We start from the raw sequence: 16,663 nt of genomic DNA, 5'->3' as shown, positions 1-16,663 counted from the left end.
GCACGGAACGGGACCAAGCGCGAAGGGTTGATGCGACAGACCGGCAGGAGATGATCATGGCTGCACGACCCTATTGGAAAGGCCAGATCAGGCTTGCACTCGTCTCCATCCCCGTCGAAATCTATTCCGCGACCCGGAGCGGCGCGACGATCGCCTTCAACCAGATCCATGAACCTTCGGGCAAGCGCATCAAATATGATAAGATCGTGCCCGGCATCGGGCCGATCGACCTCGACGACATCGTCAAGGGCTTTGAATATGCCAAGGGCGAATATGTACTGCTGGACGAGAAGGAGATCGAAGGCGTCAAGCTGGAGAGCACGAAGACGCTGGAATTGACCCAATTTGTCGATGCGCACGACATCGACATGATCTATTTCGAAAAACCCTATTATGTGGTGCCCGCCGACGACTTGGCCGAGGAAGCCTTCATCGTGCTGCGGGAAGCACTGCGGCGCAGCCGGAAGGTCGGCCTTGGCCAACTGGCGATGCGCGGCCGGGAATATGTCGTCAGCATCAAGGCGTGCGGGCGCGGTATGGTGATGGAGACGTTGCGCTACGCCGATGAAGTCAACAAGGCCGCAAGCTATTTCCGCGAGATCGGCGATGGCGAGCCGGATGAAGAATTGCTCGATCTCGCCACGACTTTGATCGACAAAAAGACGGGCAAATTTGACGCGAGCGATTTTCACGATCGCTATGTCGAGGCGCTCAAAGAGCTCATCGAACATAAGAAGAAAGGCAAGACGCTCAACATCGACAATGTCGATGACGCCAGCACCGATCCACGCGGCAACAATGTCGTTGACCTGATGGCGGCGCTGAAAAAATCCATCGGTCCGGCCAGCAAGGCCAAAGCCCAGGCAAAGAAGCCGACGGGCAAGGCCACGGCCAGGAGTGATGCGAAGTCGGCCGACAAGACACCAGCAAAAGCGCCGGCCAAGAAGCGGGCGTGAGCAGTCCGTTTCCGATGCTTTGCGTGTCATGACCGACGCGCCCAACGATCAGACGCTGCGCGAAATGGCCGCTCATCGTGGTTTCAAGCTGGTGAAGTCGCGCAGACGCAAGATCGGTGCGGGCGACTATGGCAAATATGGGCTGACCGATGGGAGCGGGAAACCCTTGCTCGGCGTCAGTGACGAAGGGCTGACCGCCTCGCTGGAGGATATCGAGATTTTTTTGCGCAAGAGCGCGACAAGCACGTGGAAGGCATCAGCCGACGCGATGCCTTCGCGTCGGGCATCACCACGAAGAGCGAAGGCGACGGCTCATCAGATGGTCGAGCCTGCCGTTAGGCCGCGCTCGAAGCGGTCCACAGGGCAAACGCCAAGGTCCGCACCGAAGATAGCGGTCAAGCCCACACCCATGCCCACATCGGTACCGCTGCGCATCCGCACCGCCAGGTCAGCGGATGCGGCAGGCGTGGTGGCACTGCTGCGCCAGCTCGATAAGGTCACTCTCGACAAACGCGGGGTCGTGAAAAATCTTGAGCGGGTCAAAAAGGCCGGCGGCGGCACGCTTTTAGCTGTTTTGGAGGGGATCATCGGTTGTTGCAGCTGGGCTTTGATCCCGACGCTTCAATATGGTCTGATCGGGCGCATCACGGTGTTAATAGTGGATGAAGGCCATCGCCGCGAAGGTATCGCGACCGCCCTGCTGGATGCTACGACAAAGGGGCTGCGCGATACAGGATGCGCGCGGATTGAAGTGATGAGCGATATCGCCATCAACAACGCGCATAATTTTTTCCGCGCTTCGAGGTTCGAGCAGACCAGCTACCGCTTCGCCCGGGCCATCGATGCAAAGGCGTGACCCATTTGCGATACCCCCGGAACGAGTTGGCGCATTTGCGGACTGAGGGGGAAAGGGACGGATCGAACCGGCATGGCCAAGGCGTAGGACAAATCTCCGAAGGATAGCCTGGCGCTCTATCGGGCGAAGCACGATTTTGCGCACACGGCCGAGCCTGCCGGTGCGGAGTTTCCGACGACCGGCAATGGCTTTGTCGTCCAGAAGCATGCCGAGTCGCGGCTGCATTATGATTTCCGGCTGGAGCTGGACGGCGTGCGGGTCAGCTGGGCCGTCACTCGCGGGCCGAGCGCCAATCCCGACGACAAGCCCCTGGCGGTGCGGACCCAGGATCACCCGCTTGTTTATGCCCGATTCGAAGGTCTGATCCCCAGAGGCGAATATGGCGGCGGCACCGTCATGCTGTGGGACAATGGCACATGGGAAGCGATAGCGGGTAAAGACCCGCGCAAGACGCTGCCCGAAGGGCATGTCCATTTTGTTCTCCATGGCCGCCGGATGCAGGGCGAATGGATCTTATTCCGGCTCAAGCCACGCGGGAAGGAGCGCGGCGAAAACTGGATATTTCGCAAGGTCAATGACGCCTTCGCCGGTGGGTCGGGCGATCTGGTCAGCCACCATCTTACCAGCATCGACAGCGGCCGCACGATAGAGGAAATTGCCGCTGGCAAAGCCGCTTCCCAGCGCAAAGCCGCAAAGGCCAGGGTTACTGCACGTGGAAAAGCAAAGGACGACGCCCCGCCGCCGTTTCAGCTTGGCTGAGAGGAACTGCGCACGCTGGACGGCCCAGACCATTGGCATATCGGGGATGCTTGCGAGATGGTCAAACGCGCGGCTTCCAAGGATCTGGCACATTGGAGTGGAGCCGATCAGATCCTGCCCGATCTTTAGTCTGCTGCGGTCAACGACGTCGACCGTCGGTGAACCGGGGCGTTGCCAAGCCTAATGCAGGAACTCGTGGACGGGGTGGTTCGTAATTTGACGTTCAGCCTCCGGAGCGACCGTGGAAATGGCCGCCCGCCATTCATCAGCAAGGAGCCCTCATGGCCGATCGCCTCACTCTCCAAGATCCACGCAATCAATATCCCAAGCCGCCTTTCCCCAAGCAGCCCCAGCCAGCCCCCGGCATAGCGACGCAGATGGACCCGACACCGGACCATGGTGAACAAAGCTATGTGGGGTCGAGCAAGCTCAAAGGACGCAAAGCACTCGTTACGGGTGGCGATTCCGGCATTGGTCGGGCAGCGGCCATCGCTTACGCACGGGAAGGTGCCGATGTCGCCATTGCCTATCTGCCCAGCGAAGAGAGCGATGCGCAGGCCGTCATCGCCTTGATCGAAGCGGAGGGGCGCAAAGCCGTCGCGCTGCCCGGCGACGTGACAGATGAAGCCTGGTGCCGCCAGTTGGTCGATGATGCGGTCGACGGTCTCGGCGGGCTGGACATATTGGTCATCAACGCGGGCCGCCAGCAGTTTCGGGACGATGTGCAGGCGCTCAGTTCCGCCGATTTCGACCGTACGATGAAGACAAACCTCTATGCGCTCCACTGGATCGCGCAGGCGGCGGAGCCGCATCTCCCCGCCGGTGCGTCGGTCATCACGACTGCATCGATCCAGGCCTATGATCCATCGGCCATCCTCCTCGACTATGCGACGACCAAGGCGGGGATCGTGGCCTATACCAAGGCGCTGGCCAAGCAGCTGATCGAGAAAGGCATCCGCGCCAATGTCGTAGCACCCGGCCCCTTCTGGACGGTCCTGCAATCCACTGGCGGCCAGCCGGAGGAGAAGGTCACGAAATTTGGCGAGCAAAGCCAGTTCGGCCGCCCCGGCCAGCCCGTCGAGATTGCGCCGATCTATGTGCTACTTGCATCGCAGGAAGGTAGCTATATAACTGGCGAGGTCTATGGCGTGACGGGCGGTGGAGGTATCGCCTAAGCAGCGCTGGGTTGCGGCCATATTCTGGCAGCCGAATGATCACTGACACGAGCCGTGGGTGTTAACCGAAAATCTCTGTCTTCGACCCTTCCGCGACATTCAGACGCAGGCTTTTCGCCCCTAACTGCGGGAGGTCCAGCTTCTGTCAGGTGTCGGCGAACTCCAGCAGTTTCTAGTTGGCTGCGGAATGAAGTTTCCTGCCGAAACGGGGCTGCGTTGACAAAATGATTTCAGCCAGAGGCGTGAGCCAGCGAGGTTGAGGGCGCACGCTGCTTGACCACTGAATGCATTTGCTCAATCCTGCAGGGGTGAACGAAATCATCATCGATCCGGCCCCTTCCCGTTCCGGCCCCTCTGCGGTGCTCCCGGCGCGCCCCGAAGCGATCCGTCTAGATGCCGCGACGACGGCGGTCATCGTCGTGGATATGCAGAACGCCTATGCCAGCGAGGGCGGCTATGTGGACGAGGCTGGCTTCGATATCGGCCCGGCGGCTGGGGTGATTCCAAAGATTGCCGAAGTCGTCGATATCGCGCGCGCAGCCGGCATGCCGGTGGTGTTCCTGCAGAATGGCTGGGATCCGGACTATGTCGAGGCAGGTACGCCTCTCTCGCCAAACTGGCACAAATCCAATGCGCTCAAGACCATGCGGGCGCGACCCGAGCTAGCGGGGAAGTTCCTGGCGCGGGGTGGATGGGACTATGAGCTTGTGGATGGCCTGCATGTGCAGGAGAGCGACCTTCGCGTGCACAAGCCGCGCTATTCCGCCTTTTTCAACTCGCAGCTCGATTCCGTGCTGCGGGCACGCGGCATCCGTACGCTGATCTTCACCGGAATCGCCACCAATGTCTGTGTCGAATCGACCCTGCGCGATGGTTTCCACCTCGAATATTTCGGTGTGATGCTGGAGGACGCCGTGCATCATCTGGGGCCGGACTTCATCCGAGAAGCCAGCCTCTACAATGTCGAGAAGTTTTTTGGCTGGGTGAGTAGCGTCGTCGATTTCACAAACGCTGTCGGCCAACTGCCTCCGAAGGACTCCTGATGCCTTTCGAACCGATCAATCCGCCCCAGTTCCCGACACCGATAGCTCCTTATTCGGCCGGAGCGAGGGCCGGCAACACAGTCTACATCTCGGGCGTACTGGCGCTTGGAGAGGGTGGCGCGGTGCTGCATATCGGCGATGCCGCCGCGCAGACGCGTCATGTGCTCGACGTCATCAAAATCACGATCGAGGCTGCGGGCGGCACGATGGCGGACATCGCCATGAACCACATCTTCCTTACCGACCTTGATGACTATGCCGCCTTCAATGCGGTCTATGCCGAATATTTTCCGGGCGACAAACCTGCGCGCTACTGCATCAAGTGCGAACTGGTGAAGCCGGAATGCCTGGTCGAGATCGCCTCGGTCGCCCATCTTGGCTAAGGCGGCAGGGCTTTATTACGAAATCCATGGGAGCGCGGATGCGCCGCCGCTGATATTGTCGAGCGGCCTTGGCGGTTCGGCAACCTACTGGGTGCCGAACCTGCCAGCGCTGGCTGCGCATTTCCGCGTTATCGCTTATGACCATCGCGGCACTGGTCGCAGTGACCGCGTGCTCGCCGAATCCCTATCGATCGAGGACATGGCAAGCGACATGATCGCGCTGATGGATGCCCTCGGCATCGTACGTGCCCATTGCATTGGCCATGCGCTGGGTGGGGCGATTGGCGTCGAAACCACCATCAGCACAGGACGGATCGACCGGCTGGTCGTCATCAACGGCTGGCGCTCCCTCTCGCCCCATACTCGGCGCTGTTTCGCCGCCCGCCTCGCATTGCTGCATGGCGCTGGCGAGCGGGCCTTTCTCGAAGCGCAGCCGCTTTTCCTCTATCCGCCCGACTGGATCGCTGCCCACGACAAAGATCTGACGGCTGACATCGAACACCATCTCGCGGCCTTCCCGGGCGTCGAGACGACGGCCAAGCGCATCGCCGCGGTGCAGGCTTATGCGCCCGACCCGGCGGGACTGGCGACGCTTGAAAAGCTGTTCGTAATCGCCGCCCGTGATGATTTCCTCGTGCCATTGGCTACCGCGCTCGATCTCGCTCAGCCGGTCGCGCACGCCCGGACCGCCACATTCGATTGGGGCGGTCATGCGTGCAACGTGACCGATCCCGACAATTTCAACCGCGTCGTTCTCGAATTCCTCAGGAGTTGAAGTCCATGCAGGTCGGCGTTTTCATCCCCATCAACAATAATGGCTGGCTCATCAGCGAAAGCGCGCCGCAATATCTGCCGAGCTTCGATCTCAACAAGGAGATCGCCCTGCGCGCCGAGCAATACGGGCTCGATTTCCTGCTATCGATGATCAAACTGCGCGGTTTTGGTGGCAAGAAGCAATTCTGGGAATATGGCTTGGAAAGCTTCACGCTGATGGCGGGACTCGCTGCGGTGACAGAGAAGATCAAGATCTTTGCCACCTGCCCGACGCTTATCATCCCGCCCGCCTTCGCCGCGCGGATGGCCAATACCATCGACAGCATAAGCCATGGTCGTTTCGGGCTCAACCTGATCACCGGCTGGCAACCTCCAGAATATACCCAGATGGGCCTGTGGCCAGGCGACGAGCATTTTCGCAATCGCTACGACGTACTCGACGAATATGCCCGCATATTGCGCGAGTTGTGGGAAAGCGGGCGCTCCGACTTCAAGGGCCGATATTATCAGATGGACGATTGCCTCGTCCGGCCCCAACCGCAAGCGGACATGAAGATCATCTGCGCGGGTTCGTCCGATGCGGGACTAGCGTTTTCGGCCAAGTGGGCCGACTACGCCTTCTGCCTTGGCAAGGGCGTCAACACGCCGACGGCTTTCGCTTCCAATAACGACCGGCTGGCGAAGTTCACCGCGCAGACAGGGCGCGACGTCTCGGTCTTCGTCCTAGTCATGGTGATCGCCGCTGAGACAGACCAGGAAGCCATGGCTAAATGGCGGTGCTATAATGACGGCGTCGATCTTGATGCTATAGCGTGGCTGGCCGATCAGGGTGCCAGGGACACGGTCAACACCGACACCAACGTCCGCCAACTGGCCGCGCCGGAAGGTGCCGTGAACATCAACATGGGCACATTGATCGGAAGCTACGAAAGTGTAGCACGCATGCTGGACGACATGGCCCAAGTGCCGAACACCGGCGGCGTGCTGCTGACCTTCGACGATTTCATAGAAGGCGTCGAAGCGTTCGGAACGCGCATACAGCCGCTGATGAAGAGCCGGGCCAGTATAGCGCGACTTTGAACGGGTTTGTAAATGGAACTTGGCGTTCCAGATGCTTCTATACCGCCGCATTAGGGAACAGATCCGGTTGTGCCGAAAAAAATGGCGCGTCGCCGCCGCTACCGAAGACGACCCTTGCCAGTCACTCAGCCCAAGAATATCGCTCCCCAAGTGAAGACCGTCAGCTATTTCGGGAGCAGTCGATCTCTTCTCACCGTTCACGTGTTGCAGTCCAAACGTGCGCATGTGTTGAAGCTGCCTTTTGGGCGTCATGAAAGCCGCCTTTAAGGCAGCAGGCCATCTTGACCATGTCGACCGGCTTGTCTGTGTTGTACCGCAAGAAGTTCGGAAATCCGCTTAGGCGACAACAGCGGATCCATTTCGTTTGACCCAACAATGAGATTGCGGGCCCAACCGAATCCATTTTTGCGAGACGTACCTCTGGGCGAAAGCACTCGTGCATGAAGCGCTGGAGCATCGCCCAACGGACCGCGACCAGTATCCGGCCAGCAGGATGGGCGAACCGTCCGACATCGCGGCTACCGTTCTGTCTCTGGCTTCAAAGGGCGCGGGCTCAATAACTGCATAGCAGATTACCGTTGACGGCGGCATGACCCCCAAGATGATCTACCCCCACTGAAGATTTGCCATATCCAGCATCTTCAATCTCGATCGTCAGCGTGCTGGATGTCGATCATGTGTGCAGCATCCTCCGGCGTCCCAAGAATCAATGGATGCCGCCATTGCGCCATCTGCGCCAATTGCTCGCCAAAGCTGACGAATGATGACCATTCTCTATCGTCTTTCTGAAACACCGAAGAGCCCGATGCGCGCGCAAGGGCTATCCCCCCCGCGACATCCCAGATGTTGGGCGTCGCGAACCGGGCGACTTGTAGAAGGCCTGCCGCCACGAAAGCACATTCGATCGCGGCCGATCCTGTCTTGCGCCCGTCCCATGGCCCGGCGCCCGACTGGCCATGAGGATCGCCCGCAAGTCGTTTGCGAACCGCGGGGTTGGGCATGCATGAGACCTGTTCGCCTTCAAACCGCAAACCAGCGCCGCCGCCGCAATGGTAGATGCCTGGCGTCAGCAAATGACTTGTGCTGCACCATAATGCGCCGGCGACCGGAACGCCGCGATACAAGACGCCGACCGATGACGCGAACAGCGGGAAGCCGTTGATGAAGTTGCTTGTCCCGTCGATCGGATCGACCGCCCAGACAAAATCGCTGTCCAGTCCCGGCTGGACGGCCATTTCTTCGCCGATAATGCCATGGTCGGGAAAATGGTCTGCAAGATGGCGGCGGATCATCGCTTCCACGCGGCTGTCGACTTCGCTCACCGGATCGCGCAACAAGGCTATGGCATCATCATCGCCTTTGTATTGCACGGCCAGACGGCTGCCGAGCGTGGCCAGGATTTCGCGGCCGCCAATCGCGGCGAGTTCCACTGCAACGGCTTCCATCCTGGCAAGAAGATCGGGCGTCGGCACTTGTTCAGCAGCCGCCATCGTCTTCTCCTCCTGCGCCAACCGGCACCAATATCGTCACCGGCTCGTCGTCCAACCGTATCTCGACCGTCCATGCATCGTTTGGCATCTCGACCGGGCGATCGTCGATCCGGGGACACAGGCCGCTGGACTGAAGCGTGACGACGCAGCCGGTTTCCAAACGCGCCGGTGGCGGACCCGAGAAATGTTCGGCCCACTGCATCATGGCGTCGCGATCGGATTCCCCGACGAGAAGGATATCGAGAACACTATCCTGTGTATCTGCCCTTGGCGCGAACGGTAGCCGGGGGCCGATGGCACCGATGTTGAGAACCTCTACAAGCAGCCATGGCCCGTCAAAACGCCGGCCGTCGATATCTACGGCGCAGTTGACGGGCGTTGCCGTGCCAAGCGCCTCTCGAAAAGCCGCCCGGCCATTTTCGCGCTTTTCCTCAGGGGTGTCGGGTGCCTCGTCGACCAGTTCGATGGATTGATTAAGTGCGCCAAGGCCCACGGCTTCAAGAAAGCCTCGCTTGCCGAACGGGCCGGTGACCCTGCCCACGGTCAGCGTCTTTTCGCGGATGTCGCCAAGGCCGCCGATGACGGCATCGGCCGATTGGCGAATGCCGAGCGCCCTGGCGATATTATTCGACCCGCCCATCGGGAGGATGGCTATGGGCAAAGACCTGTCGGGCATTTCGATGGCGACAGAGGCAACCGTCCCGTCGCCGCCAGCGGCGATTGCCATCTCCATGCCGATCATCCCGGATCGAATATCATCCCTGCCATGTTCGCAATAGCGGATGGCAAAACCTGCCTCTTCAAGTTGGCTCATCAACGAAGTGAGCGGCGTAGGCTTGGTTCCCGCATTGGGGCTATGGACGAGCAGCGCCTTCACCTGCAATATCCACCGCTCAGCTCAAATCTGGCCATTACCGCGTGCCTCATATTTCAGCCCCGAATTCTTCCAGAGCGGCGGTCACGACCTCGACCTTTGCTTCATCCTGCAAATCGATAGAGACTGTGATCCCGCCAGCAAGCGGGACATCGTCCCGCTCTGCCTGATCTAGCGTCTCGCTATCAGCGCCTCCGATCAGGTTACCAGCACTGTTTTCCGGTCCAGAAGCCGCCACGAAAATATCGGTTCGTTCGATACCGATTTCCTGAACCAGCCGTTCCACGGCCATATCTGCCTGGTCTCGGCTATCGAATGTACCTGTCAATGTCATGCTCATGGTGATCCTTTCATCAGTGCCTGGAATCGGCGTGATCGGCGTCTAGATAATCTTCAGGTTTTACCGTGCTGACGGAGGAATGATCTCCAACATCTTTCAGCGAATTGCCGCCGCGTTTGCGAGGATCGGGATCATCGGCATTGGATTGGACGTCGCCGCCAAGCCCACGACAGGCAGGTCGTCCGATTGGCCCTTGCCAAGGTCGCGACCATTTTGGTTTCCAAGCATAATGTCGATCCTTCCGCAAAGCAGGGGCCGGAGGTGATGCCCGGTGCTGTATGAAGCGCTGATCGCGCGATCGGTTGCATTTCTTCTCGCACCTTTCTCGCAGGAACCACATGCGGTGCGGGAAGTTATAAATGGAACATATCAAGAACAGCGAGGCAGTCATGACCGACCATTTCCACAATCCCAAACTCGACGAGCACCCGGCTTCGAACGCCGAAAAGGATCCTGCCGATTGGGTATCGGGTGACGAACCTATGACTGGCGCGCAGGCTTCCTATCTATCGACCTTATGCGAAGAGGCGGGTGTAGAACTACCTAACGGTGACCTGACGAAAGCCGACGCATCGCGGCAGATCGATGAGATGAAAGCGAAGCTTGGGAAAGATTGAAGGTGTTACGTTCGAACCATTTGCGATCGTTCATGACGGCAGTCATGTTGTGACCAACGCTTGCTGAGTATCCAGCCGAGCCTGCCATTTCATCACGACCGAACTAACTGACCTAATGTCGATCAATTAGATTTCCGACCGACAATTGGACCCATCCGACGTTCAGGCGTTGTCCGCTCATAACGCGGTGCAGCCTCCGAGCGGTCGAATGAAATAACCAAGAGCGTGCGGAAGCCCGGTCGTGCCCGCACCGTGCAATAGGAAAGATAGACATGGTCAATAGATTCGCGATCATCACCGGTGCCTCCACCGGCATCGGCTTCGAACTAGCCTCCATCGCTGCGGAAAACGGGTATGACTTGCTGGTCGTGGCCGATGAACCGTTGATCGACGCCGCTGCGCAGGATTTCAAGCGGCATGGCGTAGACGTTATTTCGGTGGAGGCCGATCTTTCCACACTGCAAGGCGTGGACACGCTCCTCGCCGCGGCCAATGGCCGACAGGTCGATCTGCTATGTGCCAACGCCGGGCGCGGTCTTGGTCACGGTTTTCTTGATCAGGATGTAAGCGACTGGCGGCGGGTGGTGGATACCAACATCACGGGCACGCTGTACCTGCTTCAAAAAGTCTTGAAAGCCATGGTCGCGCGTGACGACGGCAAGGTGCTGATTACCGGATCGATAGCGGGCTTCATTCCAGGCAGCTTTCAAGCGGTCTATAATGGCAGCAAGGCTTTCGTGGACAGCTTTGCCGATGCGATTCGTAACGAGATAAAGGACAGCAAGGGAGTCACCGTAACGACCCTGATGCCAGGACCGGTCGAGACGGAATTTTTCGACCGTGCGGACATGCTCGATACCAGTGTCGGATCATCTAACAGCAAGAGCGATCCCGCCGACGTCGCGCGCGATGGCTGGAATGCGCTGATGAAGGGCGAGGCGCATATCGTGTCCGGTTGGAAGAACAAGGTGCAGGCTGCTGTAGCGCATGTGACGCCTGCAGCGATCTTGGCGGAACAGCATCGCAAAATGGCGAAGCCAGGGTCGGCTGACGAAGAATGAAAAGTCCATGCTGACCGATCGTCCGGGCCAATCGTTGATCCCAACATGCTGACGCGTCGCACTCTGTCTAATGGCATGAAACAGTCAATCCGCCATCAGGTGGTTAGTATGTTCAACGACAGTGGCAAGGGTGAAACCCCGGTATCAAGAAGTGCCGACGCGCTTTTTGACATCGGGTCGGTGGCATGGCGGGTGCATGGCGACGTGGCGTCCATGATGGTTGGCGGGATCAGCAGTCTGCTGATGCAGATGCTGCACCCTTCCGTCCTCGCTGGCGTCTGGGATCATTCCAATTTTCGGGCGGACATGCACGGCCGCCTGCGCCGGACCGCCCGTTTTATCGCGGTCACGACCTACGCTGATCGGGAATTGGCGCAGGCGAGCATGGCGCGTGTTCGTCGAGTGCATGACCAGATCAGCGGAACCTTGCCCGACGGCACGGCCTATCATGCCAATGATCCGCGCCTTCTCGCTTGGGTCCATGTCACCGAAGCGACCAGTTTCCTCGATGCCTGGATCCGCTATGGCGAACCGACCATGTCTACTGCCGACCAGGATCAGTATTTCGCGGAAATGGCGCTGATCGGCCGTGCGATGGGCGCTGCCCCGGTGCCGACATCGCGACCCGAGGCGGGGGCACTGATCGAAGAGATGCGTCCGCAATTGCGCGTGGATGATCGCACCCGGACGGTAGCACGCCTGATCATGAGCAGTAGCGCGACCAGTCTGGCGGCAGAAGTGCCAAGACGGCTGGCGGTGCAGGCGGCAGTGGACCTGCTTCCGCAATGGGCGCGCACGATGCACAGGATGAACCTGTCCCCGTTGGAGCGCCCCATCGTTCGGGCAGGAACGTTCGGCATTGCACAGACACTGCGCTGGGCATTTAGATGACGAAGGCTGGCCACAAAAGGCAGCGGTTGATCGTGGCGACTACGAAACCGCTGCGGGCCTGCGGGACCGTATCAGCCTGCTGCGCAACGCGCCTGCGGGAACACAGGCTACTGATTTCGATCCTGCCGGGCTCGTTCGCCCGACGCCGGGCACCATGGCCTAGAGACGAACCGCCGGCGCGTATGGACTCCGCCCGCCTGGTCGCCGCCCAAGAAACCCGATCCCATGACGACTGGGCGATCGCGGCGGAGAGGCTCGCGCGAAGACCAACTATGATGCTGATCGTGCACGCAACCAAAGCGACGTGCCGCGCATTCCCGCATCATTCTCCCGCTCCCATTCTGGAGACGTTCCTTGTCCAGCGCATCGTCGGCATCTTGGCCCCTGCTTCCACCGCCCCCTGCCGTTCTTCTGTCCTTCCCGGTCGCGTTGTTCACCACCGCGCTGTTTACTGACATCACCTATCTCCAGACGGCCGAGGTTCAATGGACGAATTTTTCATCCTGGCTCATCGTCGGGGCGCTCGTGTTCGGCGGGGCTGCACTGGCGTGGAGCATGATGCTGGCGACCAGGTGGCGCGCGGCACGTCTCTACACGCTGTTGCTTGCGTTTGCGTGGATAGCGGGCCTGGTCAATGCGTTTCAGCACAGCCGCGATGCATGGAGTTCGGTTGGGACGACCGGGCTGATACTGTCGATCCTAAGCACGGCGCTCGCCATCGCCGCAGGCTGGGTTGCGCACGGCGCCGCGCGGGGGATGGCCCAATGACCCATTATCTCCGCACATTTGGCGCGACTGCCGTCATTCTTGCCCTCGCCGCCTGTGGCACCAGCGAGCCCGGCATAGACCAGACCGGCGCTACCCCCGACTTGCCCGCCCAACGCGAGACGCTCATTCCACCGATCAAGATTGCCACGCCACAAGGATGGAATGGCGAAAAGCCGCTCGCCCCTAAAGGCTTTGCCGTGACCGCGCTCGCTACCAATCTCAAAGTGCCGCGCCAGACGCTCGTCCTGCCCAATGGCGATATCCTCGTCGCGGAAGGATCGGGCGGTGCGGACGCGCCGCTGCTTCGGCCCAAAGATGTAATCGCGGGCTATATTAAGAGCAGGGGCAAGACGCCGGTCAAAGGCGGCAACCGCATCACCTTGCTGCGCGACGCCGATGGCGATGGAAGGGCCGAGGTCAAGACGATCTTGATCGACGGGCTGAACGCGCCTTATGGGTTGGCATTCGTGGAGGGCAACCTTTACGTCGCGGATCAGGACGCGCTGCTGCGCTTTCCCTACAAGGATGGCGACACCCGCATCGCTACACCGGCGCAGGAGGTGACGAAGCTGCCTTCGCGCATCAACCATCATTGGACCAAGTCGCTTACCGCCAGCGCTGATGGGATGAAACTCTATGTCGGTATTGGCTCGAACAGCAATGTGGGCGAGCGCGGCATGGCGGTCGAGGAGGACCGGGCCGTCATCTGGGAAATCGATCGCGCGACCGGCGCGCGGCGCACCTATGCCAGCGGCCTCCGCAACCCGACGGCGCTCGCCGTCAATCCACAGACCCGCGCGCTCTGGTCGGTCGTCAATGAGCGTGACGAACTGGGTCCCCAATTGGTGCCCGATTATCTGACGTCGGTGCGGCCGGGTGGCTTCTATGGCTGGCCCTACAGCTATTGGGGAAGCAACGTCGATCCGCGGGTGCATCCGCAAAATCCAAAAATGGTCGCAAAGGCGCTGCGCCCCGATTATGCGCTAGGCTCTCATGTCGCAGCCTTGGGTTTGAGCTTCGTGACCGGCGCGGGGGTCGGGCCATTCACGCAGGGTGCGTTCGTCGGCGAGCATGGCAGTTGGAACCGGCAGGACCCATCGGGCTACAAGGTGGTGTGGATACCTTTCGTCAATGGCCGTCCGGCAGGCAAGCCGGTCGATTTCCTGACTGGCTTCTTGAAGGACGGACATGCACGGGGACGGCCAGTCGGTGTCACTTACGACCCGATACGTCGCAGCGTAATCGTCGCCGACGACGTGTCGAATACAGTGTGGCGAGTTGCGCCCGATCGCCCGGCATCAGCGCAATGACATCGCCTTTGCAGTGGCGCGGACCGGTGGAACTCACGACTAACCCCGAATGGCAGCAACTCGCCATTTACGCGGCAGGTGCTGCCGTCCTGCTGATCCTATTGTTCAACATTCCCTTTATCGGACGGATATTGCGTGCGCTGTTTTCGACGGTATTGCTGGCCTTCTGCCTGTTCATCTTGTTCCAACAAGCGCCGTTCGATCCTACGCTTGCTAGAGTAAAATCGAGGCTCGGCCTCGACGACCAGATTGTCTCTGGCAAAGATGTGCGCATCGCGATGAGCCGGGACGGTCATTTCTGGGCGCGGGTCAACATCAATGGCGTGGAACGGCGTATGCTGGTCGACAGTGGCGCGACCATCACCGCGATATCCCAGGCCACCGCGGATAGCGCGTCAGTGGAGCGCACCGCCAATATGATGCCCGTTGTTATGCAGACAGCCAACGGCGCGGTTCACGTGGAAACCGGCTCGATCGACCGATTACACATAGGGTCCATCCAGGCGCGCAATCTCAAGGTGGTCATCTCGCCGGCGCTTGGACCCGTTGACATATTAGGAATGAACTTCCTGTCGCAGCTTGCCAGCTGGCGTGTGGAAGGCCGAACATTGATCCTCGTGCCATCAATCGTATCAGAAGAATCCTAACGGAAAGCTTTCGCCAAGACCTCAGTACTCATCACCTTTGTGACGTTATAACGCGTTCAAGTGGCCGATCCGGGTTATGACGCATCCATAAGTTTGTTGATTATGTTGGGAGTGGCGGCGCCTTATCGCACGCCTATGGCGCTTAAAGGCGGATGGTTTCTATTTCGCTGATCACTTGGTGCCGGAAGCAAGGATCGGCTAACACTAGAAAGCCCCGCTGGAAACGGTGGATTGACCCCGGGTGTCGGCCAGTCCAACTTATTCTACGTCGACGCGCTGAAAGCCCGTTAGTGACACAAGCAGATGCTTACGTATCAGCACCATAGTCCCGACAATTCGGCGCTATGGGAAGATTCTGCGAACATTGGAAGAACGGGGCGATTCGTGGTGATGCCAATCGCGTTCGGCTACGCGATGATTGAACATCCCCACGCGCCCGGAGCCTTGCGTCTCTGCCTCTGGTAATGATCGCTAACGCGGCTTGAAGCCTCGCGCAGAAGTGCGTTGAAGGTTTCCACCTGACTTTATAATAGCGCCGGATTGGTTTCTTCAATCGCTTGGCGCTCGGCAACTGCGCCTAGCAGCAGCATGTATAAAAGTAGATCGTCAGGATTTTTGGGCCGCAATGAATTATCGTCATTCCTTCCATGCTGGCAATAGCGCCGACGTTGTGAAGCACTGCCTGCTTATCGCCCTCATTCGGGCATTGCAGCAAAAACCGGGCGCGCTGACCCTGATCGACACCCATGCCGGCTGCGGGCTATACGACCTTTACGGCGAGGAGGCCCGCCGGACCGGCGAGTCGACCCAGGGCGTTTTGCAGGCCCTTGCCGACCCGAACCCCTTGCTGGACAACTACCGCGCCGTCGTACAGGCTGTAAATACCGGAGCCGAGCCGCGCTTCTATCCCGGCTCGCCCCGGATTCTGGCACAGCTTCTGCGCCCACAGGATTTCCTAATCCTCAACGAAAAACATCCCGAAGACGCCCACACATTGCGCGGCGTGATGCGCGGCACATGCGCGGCTGTGCATGAGCGCGACGCCTATGAGCTGTGGCTGGCGATGCTGCCACCCCGCACGCCTCGCGGCGTGGTGCTAATCGACCCGCCGTTCGAGCAGACGGATGAACGCGCAAGGATTACGGCCACCCTCGCTGCCGCTCACCGCAAATGGGGGCATGGTGTGACAGTGATCTGGTATCCGCTGAAAGACCGAGCCGCGCATTGGCGCTGGAGGGAGCAGATGCGCAAGCTCGGTATCCCGAAATTGCTGCGGGTGGAGCATTGGTTGTACGATGGCGATCAGCCCGGCATCTATAACGGTGCGGGCCTTTATATCGCCAACCCGCCCTACGCCTTCACGCAGGCACTGCCGCTTCTGCTGGAAACCTTGCGCGCCGCGCTGGCGCCGAAGGGACATAAAGGCGAGATCACAACCGATTGGGTGGGCGCTTAGCTCTCATCGCCCCCTTCTCCCAACGTTGGAATTGTTGCGCCGCAGGTCGCAAGTAAAGCTTCTCGCGCGCTTCGCTCGTTGCCGGAGGTTGGCTGGCGAACATCGTTTCCTGTGCCCTAAGTTTTCCAGCAGCGCTGGCAGGCCTGCTTTCTCGGGAAGGCAATCAGATTGCCCGAGACACTG

At 59.8% G+C, this 16,663-nt stretch carries 19 protein-coding genes and 1 pseudogene; 16 read left to right on the top strand and 4 right to left on the bottom strand.

Features of this window, described 5'->3' with window-relative positions:
• The first annotated feature begins 56 nt into the window (after nt 1–56).
• From SxD43FB_RS17970 to rutA, 8 genes and pseudogenes are all read left to right on the top strand, one after another.
• Entirely contained in the window at nt 57–956 is a 900-nt protein-coding gene (locus tag SxD43FB_RS17970) for a Ku protein (protein ID WP_096063386.1), read from the top strand.
• A gap of 28 nt (nt 957–984) precedes the next feature.
• Entirely contained in the window at nt 985–1,812 is an 828-nt protein-coding gene (locus tag SxD43FB_RS17965) for a GNAT family N-acetyltransferase (RefSeq protein ID WP_096063361.1), read from the top strand.
• A 108-nt stretch (nt 1,813–1,920) separates the two neighbouring features.
• A pseudogene (locus SxD43FB_RS17960) lies at nt 1,921–2,478 on the top strand (DNA polymerase ligase N-terminal domain-containing protein); the annotation flags it as partial.
• A 374-nt stretch (nt 2,479–2,852) separates the two neighbouring features.
• Nucleotides 2,853–3,746: an SDR family oxidoreductase gene (locus SxD43FB_RS17955; protein WP_096063360.1), complete on the top strand. Its 894-nt coding sequence runs from the start codon at nt 2,853–2,855 to the stop codon at nt 3,744–3,746.
• Between the two features lie 284 nt (nt 3,747–4,030).
• Entirely contained in the window at nt 4,031–4,789 is a 759-nt protein-coding gene (rutB, locus tag SxD43FB_RS17950) for a pyrimidine utilization protein B (RefSeq protein WP_096063359.1), read from the top strand.
• On the top strand, nt 4,789–5,172 hold the full coding sequence (rutC, locus tag SxD43FB_RS17945; RefSeq protein WP_096063358.1) for a pyrimidine utilization protein C: 384 nt from the start codon (nt 4,789–4,791) through the stop codon (nt 5,170–5,172). The genes rutB and rutC overlap by 1 nt, the downstream gene beginning before the upstream one ends.
• A complete protein-coding gene (gene rutD / locus SxD43FB_RS17940; protein ID WP_096063357.1) occupies nt 5,165–5,947 on the top strand; it encodes a pyrimidine utilization protein D in 783 nt (260 codons plus the stop codon). The genes rutC and rutD overlap by 8 nt, the downstream gene beginning before the upstream one ends.
• Nucleotides 5,948–5,952: 5 nt before the next feature.
• Nucleotides 5,953–7,026: a pyrimidine utilization protein A gene (gene rutA, locus SxD43FB_RS17935; RefSeq protein WP_096063356.1), complete on the top strand. Its 1,074-nt coding sequence runs from the start codon at nt 5,953–5,955 to the stop codon at nt 7,024–7,026.
• Nucleotides 7,027–7,667: 641 nt separating this feature from the next.
• On the opposite strand, the gene SxD43FB_RS17930 is transcribed toward rutA, so the two are convergent.
• From SxD43FB_RS17930 to SxD43FB_RS25985, 4 genes are all read right to left on the bottom strand, one after another.
• A complete protein-coding gene (locus SxD43FB_RS17930) occupies nt 7,668–8,516 on the bottom strand; it encodes an inositol monophosphatase (RefSeq protein WP_096063355.1) in 849 nt (282 codons plus the stop codon).
• Nucleotides 8,503–9,393 (bottom strand): diacylglycerol kinase family protein, encoded by an 891-nt coding sequence (locus SxD43FB_RS17925; protein ID WP_141249536.1) that lies wholly within the window; start codon nt 9,391–9,393, stop codon nt 8,503–8,505. Before SxD43FB_RS17925 ends, SxD43FB_RS17930 begins: the two co-directional genes overlap by 14 nt.
• 46 nt (nt 9,394–9,439) lie before the next feature.
• A complete protein-coding gene (locus SxD43FB_RS17920; RefSeq protein ID WP_096063353.1) occupies nt 9,440–9,730 on the bottom strand; it encodes a hypothetical protein in 291 nt (96 codons plus the stop codon).
• A gap of 96 nt (nt 9,731–9,826) precedes the next feature.
• A complete protein-coding gene (locus SxD43FB_RS25985) occupies nt 9,827–9,958 on the bottom strand; it encodes a hypothetical protein (protein WP_255245794.1) in 132 nt (43 codons plus the stop codon).
• Between the two features lie 161 nt (nt 9,959–10,119).
• Between SxD43FB_RS25985 and SxD43FB_RS17915 the strand changes: the two genes are divergently transcribed.
• The 8 genes from SxD43FB_RS17915 (at nt 10,120) to rlmJ (ending at nt 16,480) form a co-directional block, all read left to right on the top strand.
• Nucleotides 10,120–10,347, top strand: coding sequence for a DUF3072 domain-containing protein (locus tag SxD43FB_RS17915; protein WP_096063385.1), 228 nt, complete (start codon nt 10,120–10,122; stop codon nt 10,345–10,347).
• Between the two features lie 272 nt (nt 10,348–10,619).
• A complete protein-coding gene (locus SxD43FB_RS17910; RefSeq protein ID WP_096063352.1) occupies nt 10,620–11,408 on the top strand; it encodes an SDR family NAD(P)-dependent oxidoreductase in 789 nt (262 codons plus the stop codon).
• A gap of 108 nt (nt 11,409–11,516) precedes the next feature.
• Nucleotides 11,517–12,299, top strand: a complete 783-nt coding sequence (locus SxD43FB_RS17905; protein WP_255245793.1) for an oxygenase MpaB family protein — start codon at nt 11,517–11,519, stop codon at nt 12,297–12,299.
• A complete protein-coding gene (locus SxD43FB_RS26355; RefSeq protein WP_343228851.1) occupies nt 12,268–12,462 on the top strand; it encodes a UvrB/UvrC motif-containing protein in 195 nt (64 codons plus the stop codon). Before SxD43FB_RS17905 ends, SxD43FB_RS26355 begins: the two co-directional genes overlap by 32 nt.
• Nucleotides 12,463–12,653: 191 nt before the next feature.
• Nucleotides 12,654–13,067 (top strand): DUF2231 domain-containing protein, encoded by a 414-nt coding sequence (locus tag SxD43FB_RS17895; protein WP_096063350.1) that lies wholly within the window; start codon nt 12,654–12,656, stop codon nt 13,065–13,067.
• Nucleotides 13,064–14,377 (top strand): sorbosone dehydrogenase family protein, encoded by a 1,314-nt coding sequence (locus SxD43FB_RS17890; protein WP_096063349.1) that lies wholly within the window; start codon nt 13,064–13,066, stop codon nt 14,375–14,377. The genes SxD43FB_RS17895 and SxD43FB_RS17890 overlap by 4 nt, the downstream gene beginning before the upstream one ends.
• 26 nt (nt 14,378–14,403) lie before the next feature.
• Nucleotides 14,404–15,024 carry a TIGR02281 family clan AA aspartic protease gene (locus SxD43FB_RS17885; protein ID WP_255245792.1) on the top strand — a complete coding sequence of 207 codons (621 nt, stop codon included), beginning with the start codon at nt 14,404–14,406 and terminating at the stop codon, nt 15,022–15,024.
• A gap of 625 nt (nt 15,025–15,649) precedes the next feature.
• On the top strand, nt 15,650–16,480 hold the full coding sequence (gene rlmJ / locus SxD43FB_RS17880) for a 23S rRNA (adenine(2030)-N(6))-methyltransferase RlmJ (RefSeq protein WP_096063347.1): 831 nt from the start codon (nt 15,650–15,652) through the stop codon (nt 16,478–16,480).
• The last annotated feature ends 183 nt before the right edge of the window (nt 16,481–16,663 follow it).

Origin of the sequence: Sphingobium sp. D43FB (assembly GCF_002312805.1) — a bacterium.
Lineage (GTDB): Bacteria > Pseudomonadota > Alphaproteobacteria > Sphingomonadales > Sphingomonadaceae > Sphingobium.
The sequence above is the reverse complement of the archived record's forward strand: the minus strand, read 5'-3'. Positions and strand labels throughout refer to the sequence as shown.

Coding starts and splice junctions, on each gene's coding strand:
- SxD43FB_RS17915 (WP_096063385.1), top strand. CDS start 10,120: ATGACCGACCATTTCCACAATCCCAAACTCGACGAGCACCCGGCTTCG.
- rutB (WP_096063359.1), top strand. CDS start 4,031: ATGCATTTGCTCAATCCTGCAGGGGTGAACGAAATCATCATCGATCCG.
- rutA (WP_096063356.1), top strand. CDS start 5,953: ATGCAGGTCGGCGTTTTCATCCCCATCAACAATAATGGCTGGCTCATC.
- SxD43FB_RS17970 (WP_096063386.1), top strand. CDS start 57: ATGGCTGCACGACCCTATTGGAAAGGCCAGATCAGGCTTGCACTCGTC.
- SxD43FB_RS25985 (WP_255245794.1), bottom strand. CDS start 9,958: ATGCTTGGAAACCAAAATGGTCGCGACCTTGGCAAGGGCCAATCGGAC.
- SxD43FB_RS17920 (WP_096063353.1), bottom strand. CDS start 9,730: ATGAGCATGACATTGACAGGTACATTCGATAGCCGAGACCAGGCAGAT.
- rlmJ (WP_096063347.1), top strand. CDS start 15,650: ATGAATTATCGTCATTCCTTCCATGCTGGCAATAGCGCCGACGTTGTG.
- SxD43FB_RS17930 (WP_096063355.1), bottom strand. CDS start 8,516: ATGGCGGCTGCTGAACAAGTGCCGACGCCCGATCTTCTTGCCAGGATG.
- rutC (WP_096063358.1), top strand. CDS start 4,789: ATGCCTTTCGAACCGATCAATCCGCCCCAGTTCCCGACACCGATAGCT.
- SxD43FB_RS17905 (WP_255245793.1), top strand. CDS start 11,517: ATGTTCAACGACAGTGGCAAGGGTGAAACCCCGGTATCAAGAAGTGCC.
- SxD43FB_RS17910 (WP_096063352.1), top strand. CDS start 10,620: ATGGTCAATAGATTCGCGATCATCACCGGTGCCTCCACCGGCATCGGC.
- SxD43FB_RS17965 (WP_096063361.1), top strand. CDS start 985: ATGACCGACGCGCCCAACGATCAGACGCTGCGCGAAATGGCCGCTCAT.
- SxD43FB_RS17890 (WP_096063349.1), top strand. CDS start 13,064: ATGACCCATTATCTCCGCACATTTGGCGCGACTGCCGTCATTCTTGCC.
- SxD43FB_RS17955 (WP_096063360.1), top strand. CDS start 2,853: ATGGCCGATCGCCTCACTCTCCAAGATCCACGCAATCAATATCCCAAG.